Origin of the sequence: Sanguibacter suarezii NBRC 16159 (genome assembly GCF_001552735.1) — a bacterium.
In the GTDB taxonomy this organism is placed as follows: domain Bacteria; phylum Actinomycetota; class Actinomycetes; order Actinomycetales; family Cellulomonadaceae; genus Sanguibacter; species Sanguibacter suarezii.
The window spans coordinates 160,034-173,984 of the sequence record NZ_BCRT01000008.1; the positions used below are offsets into that span (position 1 = coordinate 160,034).

Annotated in this window: 16 protein-coding genes; 12 read left to right on the top strand and 4 right to left on the bottom strand. The window is 71.5% G+C overall.

What is annotated here, in order from left to right:
- Nucleotides 1-54: 54 nt before the first annotated feature.
- Complete coding sequence (locus SS2_RS04195; protein ID WP_066461349.1) at nt 55-936, bottom strand: aldo/keto reductase; 882 nt, start codon at nt 934-936, stop codon at nt 55-57.
- Between the two features lie 118 nt (nt 937-1,054).
- On the opposite strand from SS2_RS04195, the gene SS2_RS04200 reads away from it, so the two are divergent.
- The 5 genes from SS2_RS04200 to SS2_RS04220 all read left to right on the top strand — a co-directional run bounded on the left by SS2_RS04200 (nt 1,055) and on the right by SS2_RS04220 (nt 4,837).
- Entirely contained in the window at nt 1,055-1,978 is a 924-nt protein-coding gene (locus SS2_RS04200; protein ID WP_083941731.1) for a helix-turn-helix transcriptional regulator, read from the top strand.
- 41 nt (nt 1,979-2,019) lie between these two features.
- Nucleotides 2,020-2,910, top strand: coding sequence for an aldo/keto reductase (locus SS2_RS04205; protein WP_066461350.1), 891 nt, complete (start codon nt 2,020-2,022; stop codon nt 2,908-2,910).
- Nucleotides 2,911-3,001: 91 nt separating this feature from the next.
- Nucleotides 3,002-3,775, top strand: coding sequence for an SDR family oxidoreductase (locus SS2_RS04210; RefSeq protein ID WP_066461351.1), 774 nt, complete (start codon nt 3,002-3,004; stop codon nt 3,773-3,775).
- Nucleotides 3,776-3,842: 67 nt separating this feature from the next.
- Nucleotides 3,843-4,352, top strand: a complete 510-nt coding sequence (locus SS2_RS04215) for a GNAT family N-acetyltransferase (RefSeq protein WP_066461353.1) — start codon at nt 3,843-3,845, stop codon at nt 4,350-4,352.
- A gap of 101 nt (nt 4,353-4,453) precedes the next feature.
- A complete protein-coding gene (locus SS2_RS04220) occupies nt 4,454-4,837 on the top strand; it encodes a hypothetical protein (RefSeq protein WP_066461355.1) in 384 nt (127 codons plus the stop codon).
- Between the two features lie 99 nt (nt 4,838-4,936).
- Here SS2_RS04220 and SS2_RS04225 read toward each other — a convergent pair whose 3' ends face one another.
- Nucleotides 4,937-6,100, bottom strand: a complete 1,164-nt coding sequence (locus tag SS2_RS04225; protein ID WP_066461357.1) for a Gfo/Idh/MocA family protein — start codon at nt 6,098-6,100, stop codon at nt 4,937-4,939.
- A 181-nt stretch (nt 6,101-6,281) separates the two neighbouring features.
- Here SS2_RS04225 and SS2_RS04230 point away from each other — a divergent pair, with 181 nt between their 5' ends.
- The 3 genes from SS2_RS04230 to SS2_RS04240 all read left to right on the top strand — a co-directional run bounded on the left by SS2_RS04230 (nt 6,282) and on the right by SS2_RS04240 (nt 7,918).
- Nucleotides 6,282-6,614 carry a cupin domain-containing protein gene (locus SS2_RS04230; protein ID WP_066461358.1) on the top strand — a complete coding sequence of 111 codons (333 nt, stop codon included), beginning with the start codon at nt 6,282-6,284 and terminating at the stop codon, nt 6,612-6,614.
- A gap of 80 nt (nt 6,615-6,694) precedes the next feature.
- Nucleotides 6,695-7,144 (top strand): hypothetical protein, encoded by a 450-nt coding sequence (locus SS2_RS04235; protein WP_157607185.1) that lies wholly within the window; start codon nt 6,695-6,697, stop codon nt 7,142-7,144.
- A gap of 81 nt (nt 7,145-7,225) precedes the next feature.
- The gene (locus tag SS2_RS04240) at nt 7,226-7,918 is read left to right on the top strand and encodes a DUF6766 family protein (RefSeq protein ID WP_066461364.1); all 693 of its coding nucleotides are present in this window, start codon (nt 7,226-7,228) and stop codon (nt 7,916-7,918) included.
- 240 nt (nt 7,919-8,158) lie between these two features.
- On the opposite strand, the gene SS2_RS04245 is transcribed toward SS2_RS04240, so the two are convergent.
- Nucleotides 8,159-8,458, bottom strand: coding sequence for a hypothetical protein (locus SS2_RS04245; protein WP_066461365.1), 300 nt, complete (start codon nt 8,456-8,458; stop codon nt 8,159-8,161).
- 282 nt (nt 8,459-8,740) lie between these two features.
- Between SS2_RS04245 and SS2_RS04250 the strand changes: the two genes are divergently transcribed.
- Genes SS2_RS04250 through SS2_RS04260 form a run of 3 tightly spaced genes read left to right on the top strand, consistent with a single transcriptional unit; the run spans nt 8,741 to nt 12,056 of the window.
- Nucleotides 8,741-9,889 carry an acyl-CoA dehydrogenase family protein gene (locus SS2_RS04250; protein ID WP_066461369.1) on the top strand — a complete coding sequence of 383 codons (1,149 nt, stop codon included), beginning with the start codon at nt 8,741-8,743 and terminating at the stop codon, nt 9,887-9,889.
- Nucleotides 9,883-11,268: a PIG-L family deacetylase gene (locus SS2_RS04255; protein WP_066461371.1), complete on the top strand. Its 1,386-nt coding sequence runs from the start codon at nt 9,883-9,885 to the stop codon at nt 11,266-11,268. The genes SS2_RS04250 and SS2_RS04255 overlap by 7 nt, the downstream gene beginning before the upstream one ends.
- The gene (locus tag SS2_RS04260; RefSeq protein WP_066461372.1) at nt 11,265-12,056 is read left to right on the top strand and encodes a glycosyltransferase family 2 protein; all 792 of its coding nucleotides are present in this window, start codon (nt 11,265-11,267) and stop codon (nt 12,054-12,056) included. Before SS2_RS04255 ends, SS2_RS04260 begins: the two co-directional genes overlap by 4 nt.
- A gap of 30 nt (nt 12,057-12,086) precedes the next feature.
- Here SS2_RS04260 and SS2_RS04265 read toward each other — a convergent pair whose 3' ends face one another.
- Complete coding sequence (locus SS2_RS04265) at nt 12,087-12,554, bottom strand: MarR family winged helix-turn-helix transcriptional regulator (protein ID WP_245643347.1); 468 nt, start codon at nt 12,552-12,554, stop codon at nt 12,087-12,089.
- A gap of 85 nt (nt 12,555-12,639) precedes the next feature.
- Here SS2_RS04265 and SS2_RS04270 point away from each other — a divergent pair, with 85 nt between their 5' ends.
- Nucleotides 12,640-13,899 (top strand): multidrug effflux MFS transporter, encoded by a 1,260-nt coding sequence (locus tag SS2_RS04270; RefSeq protein WP_083941735.1) that lies wholly within the window; start codon nt 12,640-12,642, stop codon nt 13,897-13,899.
- Nucleotides 13,900-13,951 lie beyond the last annotated feature (52 nt).

Genomic DNA, 13,951 nt, shown 5'->3' on the forward strand with positions numbered 1-13,951 from the left:
CGACCGACCCGGCTGCGGGAACGCGGGTGGCCGCGGTGCTACGGAGTCGGCGGCTCAGGCCTCGGGGATGGGCATGCCGTAGTTCTCCAGCGTGATGCCTGACGGCTCGGGACCGCCGCGCACCCCGGTGTCCAGGGCGTCGATGGCCGCGAGCTGGCTCGGGGTGAGCTCGATGTCGACGACGTCGAAGTTCTCGGCGATGCGCGCGGCCTTGACGGACTTGGGGATGACCGAGCGGCCCTGCTGCAGGTGCCAGGCCAGCATGACCTGGGCGACGGTCTTGCCGTGGGCGGAGGCGATCTCGGTCAGCGTCGGGTCGTCGAAGGTGCTGCGTGCGGCGCCGCCGTAGGAGGTGATGCCGCCGAGCGGGGACCAGGCCTGGGTGAGGATGCCGTGCTGGGCGTGCAGACGCTGCAGCTCGGGCTGCTGGAAGTACGGGTGGACCTCGATCTGGTTGACGGCGGGCACCACCGTCGTCTCCTCGAGCAGTCGGGTGAGGTCGTCGACCATGAAGTTGCTGACGCCGATCGCGCGGACCTTGCCGTCGGCGAGCAGCTGCTCGAGCGCGCGGTAGGCGTCCAGGGTCAGGTCGAAGCGGGACGGCAGCGGCTGGTGCAGGATGAACAGGTCGATCTGCTCGACGCCGAGCTTGGCCGCGGACTTGTCGAAGGCGTGCAGCGTGGAGTCGTAGCCGTAGTCGCTGATCCACACCTTGCTCTCGATGAAGACCTCCTCGCGGGCGACGCCCGACGCGGCGATCCCGTCACCGACCTGGCGCTCGTTGCCGTAGGCCGCGGCCGTGTCGACGTGGCGGTAGCCCACGCGCAGGGCCTCGGCGACGGCAGCGCTGGTCTCCTGCGGCGCGGTCTGGAAGACCCCGAGACCCAGTGCTGGCATGTGGACAGTGTTGTTGAGGGTGATGGTGTTCGTGGTCATGCCTCGACGATATGAGCGGGACCGGTGCAGGTGAGAGTCCCTGCTGGTATCACCCAGACCCAGGGAGATACCACCAGTGACTGCCACGCCGTACCCGTCGGGGCTAGCGTCAGATGCTATGGACCTTCGTGACGACATCCAGCAGTTCCTCACCGGTATGCGCGCACGGCTCACCCCCGAGCAGGCCGGCGTCGCGCTGTTCGGCGGCGAGCGCAGGGTCCCCGGGCTGCGCCACGAGGAGGTCGCCCAGCTGGCCGGGGTGAGCACCGCGTACTACACACGGATGGAACGCGGCGACCTGCGCGGAGTCTCCGAGAGCGTCCTGCGCGCTCTCGCCCGGGCGCTGCACATGGACGACGCCGAGACGCAGCACCTCTTCGACCTCGCCCGGGCCTCCTCGGCCGGGCGGACGGCGACGTCGCGCACCCGCGGGCGCCCCCTGCTCCCGGCCCGCGCCGCCCAGCTGCTCGACACCATGTCCGACGTACCCGCGATCGCCCTCGGGCGCCTGGGCGACCCGCTCGGGTCCAACGCCCTCGGCCGGGCCCTGTTCCCGGACCTCTTCCCCGAGGGCGCGCCGCCGCTCAACCACACCCGGTACCTCTTCCTCGACGACCGCTCGCGCGAGTTCTACGTCGACTGGGAGCGCAGCGCGCGGGAGGTCGTCTCCGGGCTGCGGCTGCTCGCCGGGCACGACCCTGCCGACCGCGCCCTCACCGCGCTCGTCGGCGAGCTCGCCACCCACAGCCCGGAGTTCCGCGCCTGGTGGGCCGGTCACACCGTGCGCATCCACGCCACCGGGGACAAGACCCTGCGCCACCCGGTCGTGGGCGAGCTGACCGTCGGCTACGACAGCCTGAGCTTCGCCTCGGCCCCCCAGGTGCAGCTCGTGACGTACCTGCCCCAGCCCGGCACACCGTCGGCCGACGCCCTCGACCTGCTGCGGACCTGGGTCGCGACCCAGGCGTCGTCCGGCGCAGGGACGCAGGCCTCGGGAACCGGGCCCCCGCCGAGCGGGCCGGGACTGCCTCAGGTGTACTGAAGACAGCGCCGCTGTCCCGCCGACACCACCAGGAGACCACCATGAGCACCCCGTCGCCCATCCCCGTCACCCTCAACAACGACGTCACGATGCCGTCTCTCGGGTTCGGCGTCTTCCAGACCCCGCCCGAGGAGACGGTCGCCTCGGTCCTCGTCGCGCTGGAGGCCGGGTACCGGCTCATCGACACCGCGGCCGCCTACGGCAACGAGCGCGAAGTGGGTCTGGCGATCGCCGACTCCCAGGTCGACCGCGCGGACGTGTTCATCGAGACCAAGATCTGGATCAGCGACTACGGCTACGACTCCACGCTGCACGCCTTCTTGAAGTCGGCGCGGAAGCTGGGGGTCGACCAGATCGACCTGCTCATCCTGCACCAGCCGCTGCCGAGCGAGTTCAAGCTCACCCTCGATGCCTACCGCGCGCTGGAGACCCTGCTCGCAGACGGGAAGGTCCGCGCCATCGGCGTCAGCAACTTCACGGTCGAGCACCTGCGCCGCCTCCTGGACGCGACCGCCGTGATCCCCGCGGTCAACCAGATCGAGGTCCACCCGTACTTCCAGCAGCGCGACCTCCAGACCTTCCACACCGAGCAGGGCATCCACACCCAGGCCTGGTCCCCGATCGGTGGCATCACCTCCTACCGCGAGAACGGGGCACGGACCTTCGACGACCCCACGATCCTGGCGATCGCCGAGTCCTTCGGGAAGAGCGCGGCCCAGGTGATGCTGCGCTGGCACCTGCAGGAGGGCAGGTCCGCGATCCCCAAGTCCACCAAGCCTGCCCGGATCGCGGAGAACTTCGACGTGGCCGACTTCGTCCTCTCCGAGGACCAGCTGGCCGCGATCGACGGCCTCGACGAGCGCGTGCGCCGCGGGCCGGATCCGGCGGACATCACGCTTGAGAACTTCGGCATGAAGATCCCGGAGGCCTGAGCTCCTTCGCCGACCGGCGCCGCCGCAGCCGGCGTCCGCCCCGCCACCGGCTCCCGCCGACTCAGCCCCCGATCCCCGTGGAGAAACACCCATGACCACCGCACCCCAGCACGTCCTCGTCGTCGGAGCGACCGGCAGCATCGGCCGCCTCGTCGTCGAGGAGGCCCTCGCACAAGGACACCGCACACGCGCCCTCGTGCGGAGACCCAGTCCCGACCTCGCAGACGGCGCCGACCAGACGATCGGCGACCTGACCAGGGCTGACGCCCTCGCCGACGCCGTCGACGGGATCACCGCCGTCGTCTTCACCCACGGGTCCCACGGCGGCGCCCAGGAGGCGGAGGCCGTCGACTACGGCGCTGTCCGCAACGTGCTGGCGGCACTCGGCGACAGGCCTGCGCGGATCGTGCTCATGACGGCGATCGGCGTCACGAAGCACACCCCGGGGCACGACTGGAAGCGCCGCGGGGAACGCCTCGTCCGGGCCTCGGGCCTGCCCTACACGATCGTGCGTCCGGGATGGTTCGACTACAACGCGACCGACGAGCTGGCGCTGGTCATGCTGCAGGGCGACCGCCGCTGGGCGAGCGATCCGAGCGACGGCGTCATCTCCCGCCGCCAGCTGGCCCAGGTGCTGGTCGCCAGCCTCACCTCCGCGGCCGCCACCCGCAAGACCTTCGAGCTGGTGGCCGAGCGCGGGCCCGCCCCGCAGGACCTGGACCCGCTCTTCGCCGCGCTCCAGGCGGACCCTCCTGGGACGCTCGACGGGGTCCTCGACACGGACAACATGCCGTTGGACGACGAACCCGAGCGCGTCCTGCGGGACCTCGTGACGATCGAGGCGGCCGCGTCCGCCGAGGGGTGACCGCGGGGCGCGCCGGCGGCCCGCGCAGGCCTGTCCCCGCGGGAGACGTGCGCGCTAGCATCGCAGGATGTCTGACGTCCCGCTTGTCCTGACCAGCATCGACGCATCCGACGTGGCTGGCCTCACGGCCATGATGACCGCGTCCTTCGACGATTCCACGCGCCGCAACACCGGCCGCGAGCGAGGCGGCCCGCCGGGATACGACACCGAGGAGTTCTTCCGCGAGTGGGCGGTCGGCAAGCCCTACGCCTGGAAGGCGGTCGACGGCGACCAGGTCGTGGGGGCCGTGTTCGCCTTCCCCGGCGAGGACGGTCACCACTACCTCGGGAGGATCTTCGTCGACCCGGCCGCCCAGCGCCGCGGCTACGGCGGCAGGATCTGGGACCAGGTCTACGACCGGTTCCCGGAGGCGCTGTCCTGGACCTTGGACACCCCCGAAGCCGAGGTGAGCAACCACCTCTTCTACGAGGGGCGCTGCGGATTCGTCCTCGTCGACCAGGTCGAGGCCGACGACGGCCCCAGCCGGATCTACCGCCGGTCCGGGCCGGCGGCGACCGGGGCGGCGGGCGAGGGCTGAGGACAGTCACAGCCGCTCAGGACGATTCCCTCAGACCTGTCACAGGCGCGGCGCGTTCCCTGGACTCATCGCCCCGACCGGGTCGAGGAGGAGGAACGATCATGAGCACTGCCATCGCCGAACGCACCCTGTCAGCGACCACCGGATGCACTCCGGGAGGCGCCGAAGCCGGTGGAGCCTGGCTGACCGCGACCATCCGCCCGGTGGGCATGATCTGCCGCTGCGACGCCGACCGGCTCGCCGCACTGCTCGACGCGCTCGCCAGCGCGTCGTCGGTCGTGGTGCTGGACCTGCAGGTCGCGCGGATCGAGAGCGCCCGGGTGGCGAACGTCGTCGGGCAGGCGGCGGCGCTGCTCGACGCGCGCGACGGCTGCCTGCTCTGCGTGGGGGCCGACCAGGCGACGCGGTCCTGCCTGGAGCGCGCCCAGGCGCCGGTCGCCTTCGTCGATCCCGTCGCCGGTTCCGAGCGGCTGCTGGCCGGCTGACGCCGCGCCGCCGGTGCGCCCTGCGGCCCGCGACGCACGAGGTCCCCCGGCCGAGTACGGCCGGGGGACCTCGTGCTGACCTGCGGGCTGAGCGTCAGGTCAGAGCGTGATCGCCGGGATGTCGATCGTGCGACGCTCGGCCGAGGACTGCAGGCCGAGCTCGGCGAGCTGGACCCCGCGGGCGGCCGAGAGCAGACCGAAGCGGTGCTCGCGCCCGGCGACGACGTCGCGCAGGAACTCTTCCCACTGGGCCTTGAAGCCGTTGTCGAGGTCGGCGTTGGCGGGGACCTCGAGCCACTGCTCGCGGAACGGCTCGGTGACCGGCAGGTCCGGGTTCCACACCGGCTTGGGGGTGTGGGCGCGCTGCTGGGCGACGCACTTGCGCAGACCGGCGACGGCGGAGCCGTGGGTGCCGTCGATCTGGAACTCGACCAGCTCGTCGCGGTAGACGCGCACTGCCCAGGAGGAGTTGATCTGGCCGACCACCTGGTCGCCGCCGGGGGTCTCCAGCTCGAAGATGCCGTAGGCGGCGTCGTCGGCGGTGGCCTTGTACTCGTCGCCGTTCTCGTCCCAGCGGACCGGGATGTGGGTGACGGTGGTGGCGTTGACGGACTTGACTGTGCCGATGATGCCTTCGAGGACGTAGTTCCAGTGGCAGAACATGTCGGTGGTCATGCCGCCGCCGTCCTCCGCGCGGTAGTTCCACGAGGGGCGCTGGGCCTCCTGGACGTCACCCTCGAAGACCCAGTAGCCGAACTCACCGCGGATGGACAGGATCCGCCCGAAGAAGCCCTCGTCGACGAGGCGGCGCAGCTTGACCAGGCCCGGCAGGTAGAGCTTGTCGTGCACGACGCCGGCGGTCACGCCGGTCTCCTGGGCGATCTGCGCCAGCTCGATCGCCTCGGCGAGGGTCTCGGCGGTGGGCTTCTCGGTGAAGATGTGCTTGCCGGCTGCCATGGCCTTCTTCAGCGTCGCGGCGCGCAGGCTGGTCATCGAGGCGTCGAAGACGATGTCCACGCTCGGGTCGTTGATCGCGCCGTCCAGGTCGGTCGTCCAGTGCTCGACGCCGTGCAGCTCGGCCAGCTCTTTGATCTTCGCTTCGTTGCGGCCGATGAGGATCGGCTCGACCTGGACCGTGGTGCCGTCGTCGAGGGTGAATCCGCCTGCGTCGCGGATGGGCAGGATGGAGCGGACGAGGTGCTGGCGGTAGCCCATGCGGCCGGTGATGCCGTTCATGGCGATGCGCAGGGTGCGGGTGGTCATCGAAGGTCTCCGTGGGTCGATTCCAGTGCGGCGAGAGCGGGCGCACTCCGGCGACACAACACCTTTGGAATGCGCTTTCCAGAATAGGGAACCGGTGTGGCGGAGTCAAGAGCGCCGCAGGGCATGACCGGGCGAAAGACCTCTGACGGGCGCCGACGCCGATCTCTGCCACAGTGGTCCGATGGAGAAGTTCTCACTCACTGCCCTTGGCCGGAACGCACTCGAGGCCGCCCGGGCCGCGCCGAGCGGTCGTAGCGCGCAGACCGTCTACGGCGGGCACGAGCACGTGCTGCGCCAGACCGTCATCGCCATGACCGAGGGAGCGCGCCTCGCCGACCACGAGAACCCGGGTGAGGCGACCATCCAGGTCACCCTCGGACGCGTCCTGCTCACCACGGAGGAGAACTCCTGGGAAGGGGCGCCTGGGACTCTTCTCATCGTGCCGCAGATGCGCCATGCCCTGGAGGCCCTCGAGGACTCCGTCGTCCTGCTCACGGTCGCCAAGCTGCCCTGACGACCGGCCCGCGTGGGCCCCCGCTCTCCAGGCACTCCGTGCGGGAGCGCCCGGACACGACCGGAGATATCGTCCAGAGTGTGGAGAACCGACGCTGGTGTCCGGGATCTTCCGGTCTCGCGGCGTCCTGCGCGACCGGCCGATGGCCGCTGCTCGCGGTCGTGGTGCTCGGCGTCTCGGTGGGCTGCTCGGGGCAGGGGTCGGCCGAGACCGCCGCGGTCGAGCAGGCGGTGCAAGCCTTTGAGGGGGCGCTGGCGACCCAACCCCATGAGGCCTGCATGATGCTCGCCCCCGGCACGCTCATGGAGCTGGAGACGAGCGGGACGTGCCCCGCTGAGCTGGCTGATCTTGAGACTGGCGCCCCGGGGCAGATCCAGAGCGTGGAGGTCTTCGGCACGCATGCCATGGTGGAGACCGCCCAGGACACGCTGTTCCTGGCGCGCTTCGACGGGGACGGGTGGTTGGTGGTCGCGGCGGGCTGCGTGCCCCGGGTGGAGCAGCCCTACGACTGCGTCGTCGAGGGAGGATGACATGCGGTTCATGTTCGCCGTCGTGCTGGTGGTCATCGCTGCGGGGCTGACCTTCTGCATCCTCATCGGGGTGATGCACCGATGAGCGCCGCCAGTGCGGTCAGGAGGGCCCTCGCCCGCAATGGGCTGGGGCTGGTCTTCCTCGGGCTCTTCGGCGCAGCGCTGCTGGGCCAGGCGATCACGGGCATGCTGCGCTACAACGAGGAGGCCGCCGCCGAGCAGATGCCGTCCCTGAGCTTTGGCCAGTACGTGACGTCTTCCCAGTTCGCGGTGGACGTCGCGGAGAACTGGCAGTCGGAGTACCTGCAGTTCTTCCTCTTCATCGTCCTCACCGTGTGGCTCATCCAGGTGGGTTCCCCGGAGTCCAAGGAGCTGGGGCGTGCCGGTCGAGAGTCAGACGAGCAGCAGAAGGTCGGGGAGTACGCACAGCCTGACTCGCCCGCGTGGGCGCGGGCGGGCGGTTGGCGCCTGGCGGTCTACGCCCGCTCGCTCGGGCTGACGATGGGGCTGATCTTCCTGCTGTCATGGACGGCTCAGCTGGTCGCCGGCAGGGCTGCGCTCAACACCGAGCGGCTCCAACAGCTCCAGGCCCCGCTCGGTTGGGCGGACTACGCCGTCTCGCCCGACTTCTGGAACCGGACGCTGCAGAACTGGCAGTCGGAGTTCCTCGCTGTGGCCAGCATGGTGGTGCTCGCGATCTACCTGCGCGAACGGGGGTCTCCCGAGTCCAAGCCTGTCGGGGACCCGCACACGACCACGGCCAGCGAGGGGTGAGCAGGGAGGGATGAGCGGCGGGGGCGGAGCCTGGGCCGAGCGCCGGTGGGCGCCTCGCTCGCACGAAGCGTGGTGCCCACCGACCCCGAAGGGTGCTCGACTCTCGTCAAGCTGAACGCATCGGACCTCAGGCTGCCGGTGCTCCTAGGAGCACCGCGGCATGCAACAGTTCTACCACCTGCTGGTCAAGCCCGCGCGTTGAAACGACAAGTTCGGTCAATCGCAGGGGCGGCAGGGGTATCAGATCTCGTGCGTCCCGGCGTTGGGAGCAGGTCGCGCGGAGCTCTCGCCGGAGTCCCCGGAGTCACGCGACGTGGCCGAGCGCACGGCCTCGGTGACCTTCTCCTTGATCGCACTGCCCTGCTCCTTGGCGACCTCAGCGGCCTTGTCCTGGACCGTGGAGACCGTCGACTGCACGGACGGGCTGTTCCACACGCCAGCCGCGTGGGACTTGATCGACTCGAACTGGCGCCGTCCGGCGCGAGTGCCCAAGACGTAACCGATGCCGGCTCCGACGACGAATGCTGCCTTCGACTTCATGTGCGCTCCTAGGTCGTGGTCACGGGAGGTCGGGGGCTGCCGCGCAGGTCAGGCCTGCGCGGCCGGCGCTCCGATGCCTTTGAGCGTACGTGCCCGGACGTGCGTCCGCAGCCCGCACAGGGACTGGGTGTATCGAGTCAAGTGTCGTGGTCCAACCCGTCTGACCCGGGTTGCGCCGACAGGTCCGTTGTCGACGGGCGATGGCTCACGCCGTCCCTTAGGGTCGGCGATCAGCAGCGATCGCCCAGCGGCGATGCAGGTCAGGGCCTTGAAGGAGGACGTGTGACATCCGTGTACGACGAGTTCCAGCACAGCACCCTGCTCGACCGGCTCCCCCCGCCGCCAGCGAGCGAGGAGAACCTGGACCGGGTGCTCGAGTGGATGGTCGGGGTGGGGCGGGTGGCGCCGGTGGCGGGCAGCGGCCAGACCGAGGCGCTGTGGGACCTGCTGGCAGGCACCGCCGCCCAGGACGTCACGACCGCGCGGGTACTAGAGCCTCACCTGGATGCTCTCGCCATCCTCGCCCAGGTGCCCGACGGCGTGGACCTGGGCGCAGTGGGCGCGGGCGCAGACAGCACATGGGGAGTCTTCGCCGCCGAAGGCCCCGGCGTGCGGCTGTCCGCACGTGAGGAAGCCGGCCGGTGGCGCCTCGACGGCACCAAACCGTGGTGCTCCCTCGCCCAGCAGCTCAGCCACGCCCTGGTGACGGCCTGGACCCCGGACGGCCGTCGTCTGTTCGCCGTCGACCTGCGCGCGGACGGAGTTCAGCCGGAGCCCGGCCCGTGGGTTGCGCGGGGCCTGCGTCAGGTGATCAGTGCTCCGGTGCAGTTCGAGGACGTGACCGCCGTGCCCGTGGGTCCGACCGGCTGGTACCTCACCCGCCCGGGCTTCGCCTGGGGCGGGATCGGCGTGGCGGCGTGCTGGTGGGGCGGGGCGCTCGGGGTGGGGCGGGAGATGCTCGCTGCCGCCCGCGAGCGGGAGAACGACCAGATCGGGTTGGCGCACCTCGGTGCGGTCGACGCCGCCCTGTGGTCGGCTCGAGCGGTCTTGCGCGAGGCGGCCGCGCTCGTCGACGACCCGCCGTCGTGGCTCGCCCCCTCGATCCTCGCCCGGCGCTGCCGCCAGGTCGCGGCGCGCTGCGTCGAGGAGGTGCTCGAGAGGTCCGCGCACGCCCGCGGACCGGCGCCGCTCGCCCTCGACGAGACCCACGCGCGCAGGACAGCCGACCTCGCTCTCTACGTCCGTCAGCACCACGCCGAGCGGGACGACGCCTCCCTCGGCCGCGACCTGCTGGCCCGCGCGGAGCGCCTCGGCGAGGTGGACGCGGGGATCGACGACGTCGAGACGCGTTCTCCCTTCGTGGGAACCCTGGGCGTGCCGGCATTGCTGCGCTCGGCGGACCTGCTCCCGGTCGGTGGTCCGTCATGGTGACCTTCAACCACCTCGACGCCGGCACCAGCGAAGACGTCTGGCGCCAGTCCGACGTCACGGGCAACCTGCCGCTGCTCGACGACCAGGCGATCGACGCGCTGCTCGTCGTGGCAGCCCACCCTGACGACGAGTCGCTCGGGGCCGCGGGGCTGGTCGCGCGCTGCGCGGCACGCGGGATCCCCGTCTCGGTGCTCGTCCTCACCGATGGTGAGGGCTCGCACCCGGACTCCCCGACCTGGAGCTCGACCGCCCTGGCGACCGTGCGCCGGGCCGAGCTGGTGACGGCGGTCGGCGAGGTGGCCCCACGCGCGGGAGTTCGCTTCCTCGGCCTGACCGACGGTGGGCTGCGTGAGCAGGCCGACGTCGTGCGGCGAGAGATCGAGCGCATGATCGACACCTCTCTGCACCCGACGATCGCCGCGCCGTGGAGCGGGGACGGACACCGTGATCACCGCATCGCGGGCCAGTGCGCCCGGGATGTCGCCGAGCGACTAGGGCTCGACCTCGTGGAGTATCCCGTCTGGTTCTGGCACTGGGGGCGCCTCGACGGCGACGAGCTTCCTTGGGGGCGGGCGCGACAGCTCCGCCTGACCGACCAGGAGCAGCAGATGAAGGCACGCGCCCTCGCTGCCCACACGACCCAGACCGCCCCGCTCTCCGCGGCTGACGGGGACGAGGCGATGCTCAGCCCGCAGATGCTCGCCCACTTCCAGCGCGACTGGGAGACCTTCGTCGTCACTCCCGCCCCAGCTCCGGCCCCCGTGGGCGAGGGCGAGGGCGCCGCGTCGTTGGGGGAGGCGTTCTTCGACGACTTCTACGACGGACGCGCCGACCCGTGGGGCTTCCAAACCCGCTGGTACGAGGAGCGCAAGCGTGCGATCACGCTGGCGGCGCTGCCCCGTGCCCGGTTCGCGGCGGGCCTCGAGGTCGGCTGCTCGACCGGCGTCCTGACCGCCGAGCTGGCCGAGCGGTGCGACCGGCTGCTCGGGATCGACATCGCCGCCGCCCCGCTCGAGGCGGCCCGCGCCCGAGCTCCGCGCTCGGTGACCTTCGAGCAGATGGCCACACCCGCGCGCTGGCCCGCGGGGAGCTTCGACCTCGTCGTGCTCTCCGAGGTGGGCTACTACTGCTCGGCGCAGGACCTGGATCTCATGATCACCCAGGCCATCGGCTCCCTCACCCCCGACGGCGTCCTGCTCGCCTGCCACTGGCGTCACCCGGTCGCGGAGTACCCGCTCGGCGGGGACGTGGTCCACGCCATCATCGCGGCCCGTCCCGAGCTTGCCCGGACCGTGCGCCACGAGGAGGAGGACTTCCTGCTCGAGGTGTTCACCCGCCCGCCGGGCCGGTCGGTCGCGACCGAGACGGGGCTGAGATGACCACCTGCGGTGCGCAGGCGCAGAGGGGTGCAGGTGCTGGCCACGGATCGAGCGCCGGTGCCGGGGCGGTCGATGCGGTCGTCGTCGTCGTGCCGGTGCATGACGAGGAGGAGCTGCTCCCGCGCTGTCTGGAGGCCCTCGACGCGGCGCGCCGGGCGCTCGCCCGCGACGTGCAGCCTGCTCCGGCGGTGGCCGTCGTCGTCGTGCTCGACGCGTGCAGCGATGCCTCCGAGCGGGTGGTCCGCGGCCATCCGGTGACGCTGCTGCGGACCGAGCACGCGTGCGTCGGCGCGGCCCGGGCGGCGGGGGTCGAGGAAGCGTTGGAGCTGGTGCGCCCGGTGGTCGCTGGCCTGGACCGGGTGTGGGTCGCGAGCACCGACGCCGACTCCGCAGTCCCGGAGAACTGGCTGGTGGAGCAGGTCCGCCTGGCGGGGCAGGGCGCCGACCTCATGATCGGCACGGTCCGTCCTGATCCCCGCGACCTCACCCCGGCCCAACGTGCCGCGTGGACGGCCACGCACACCCCCGGCATCGCCAACGGTCACGTTCATGGGGCGAACCTCGGCATCCGGGGGAGCGTCTACCGTGCCGCCGGCGGGTATGCCCCAGCCCCCGAGCACGAGGACGTGCTGCTCGTCGAGAGCGCTCGCCGGGCCGGGGCGCGGGTGGTGGCGAGCGACGTGTGCTGGGTGCTGACCTCGGGCCGACCGGTCGGGCGCACCCCCGGAGGCTACGCCCGCTACCTGCGGGAGGACCTGGTCTCCAGCGGCGCCCCCGGACAGACGTGATCGCCCCGGCCCAGCCTTGACGTCGGCCGTCTAGCCCCGCGGCGGGGTCTGCTCGTGCAGGGCGGCGTCGAGCCGTTCGAGCGCGCCGGCCGCGGCCTCGATGGCGGCGACGTCGGCGGCGTCGAGGCGGTCCAGGACCTCGCGCATCTCACCGGACCAGGCTGCCGAGATCATGGTGCTGTCCGCGAGGGCGAGCTCGGTGGGGAAGACGAGGGTGACCCGGCGGTCGGTGGTGCTCACCTCGCGGTGCACCAGGCCGCGTGCGACCAGCGTGCGCAGCGCGGCGCTGGTGTTGCTCTGGCGCAGGGCGAGGTGGCGGGCGAGGGCGGTGACGGTTGCGCCCGGGGAGTCGATGACGTGCTTGAGGATGGCCAGCTCGGTCGACGGCAGAGGGTCCAGGCCGGCGACCTCGGGCACGCGGCGATGGATCGTCCAGGCGAGGTCGCGCAGGACGGTGGTGACGTCGCGGTCGGGACGTGGCGCGTCTGCGGTGGGCACGCTCACCATCGTACTGCATATGTTGACATATGTATGTTGCCATACGTAAAGTCGGCCCGTTCCCCACCCCCGACCTGAGGTCGTCATGTCTGTCTCCACGCCCGCTCGCCCCGTGCCACCCACCGCCACCGCCGACCCACGGCTGCCGGTGGTGCTCATCGTCCTGCTCGGGCTGCTCACCGCCGTCGCCCCGCTGGCCATCGACATGTACCTGCCGGCCTTCCCCCAGATCGCAGCCGACCTCGGCACGAGCGCGAGCGGGGTGCAGCTGACCATGACCGCGCTCCTGGTGGGCCTGGCAGTCGGCCAGCTCGTCATCGGTCCGCTGTCCGACGGCGTCGGTCGCCGTCGTCCGCTGCTGGCGGGCACGGTCCTGTGCTTCCTCGCGAGCGTCGTGTGCGCTCTCGCCCCGAGCGTCGAGGTGCTCACGGCGGCGCGGTTCCTGCAGGGGGTGGGCGGTGCGGCCGGCATCGTCCTGGCGCGGGCCATCGTCACCGACACCTCCCGCGGCGCCGCGGCCACGCGCATCCTCGGGGTGCTCATGATCATCGGCGCCGTCGCGCCCATCGTCGGTCCGCTGCTGGGCGGCGCGATCATCACCGGCTTCGGCTGGCGTGCGGTCTTCTGGTTCGTGGCTGGGCTGGTTGCCCTCATGTTCGTGGGCGCTCTGGTGTGGGCGCGGGAGACGCGCCCGGAGTCTGACCGCACCTCCGGCGGCCTGAGCGCGACCGTCGCAGCGGCACGGGTGGTCCTGGCCCGCCGGGCCTACACCGGCAACATGCTGACCTTCTGCCTCGCCTTCTGCGCGATGTTCGCCTACATCTCTGCCTCGCCCTTCGTGCTGCAGAACATCCTGGGCTTCTCCACGGGGACCTACTCGATCATCTTCGCGCTCAACGCCGCCGTCATCATGATCACCAGCGGCGTCGCGGCTGCCTGCGCCAACCGCTGGTCTGCCCGCGGCATGGTGCGGGTGGGCCTGCTGGGCATCCTTGTCTCCGCCGTCGGGCTCCTGGTGTGCGCGCTGTCCGGGGTGCCGCTGGCCGCGACCCTCGGCTTCTTCGCGCTGCTGCAGGCGGCCCTCGGCTTCGTCTTCGGCAACGCCACGGGGCTCGCCCTTGAGGCCGCCGGTCACCACGCCGGGACCGGCTCGGCCTTCCTGGGCGCCACCCAGTTCGTGCTCGCCGCCGTGCTGGCGCCGCTCGTCGGCCTCAACGGCGAGGACTCGGCGCTGCCGATGGCCGTCATCATGTGCGTCGCCGCAGTCCTGGCCCTAGGCGCCTTCCGCTACGCCGCCCCCAAGACCAGCCCCCACCCAGCCCCACCCCTCCCGCCGAACTCGTGAGCCACAGCCGTCTGAGGTGACGAGACGGGCGTGGCTCACGAGTTCGGCGGAC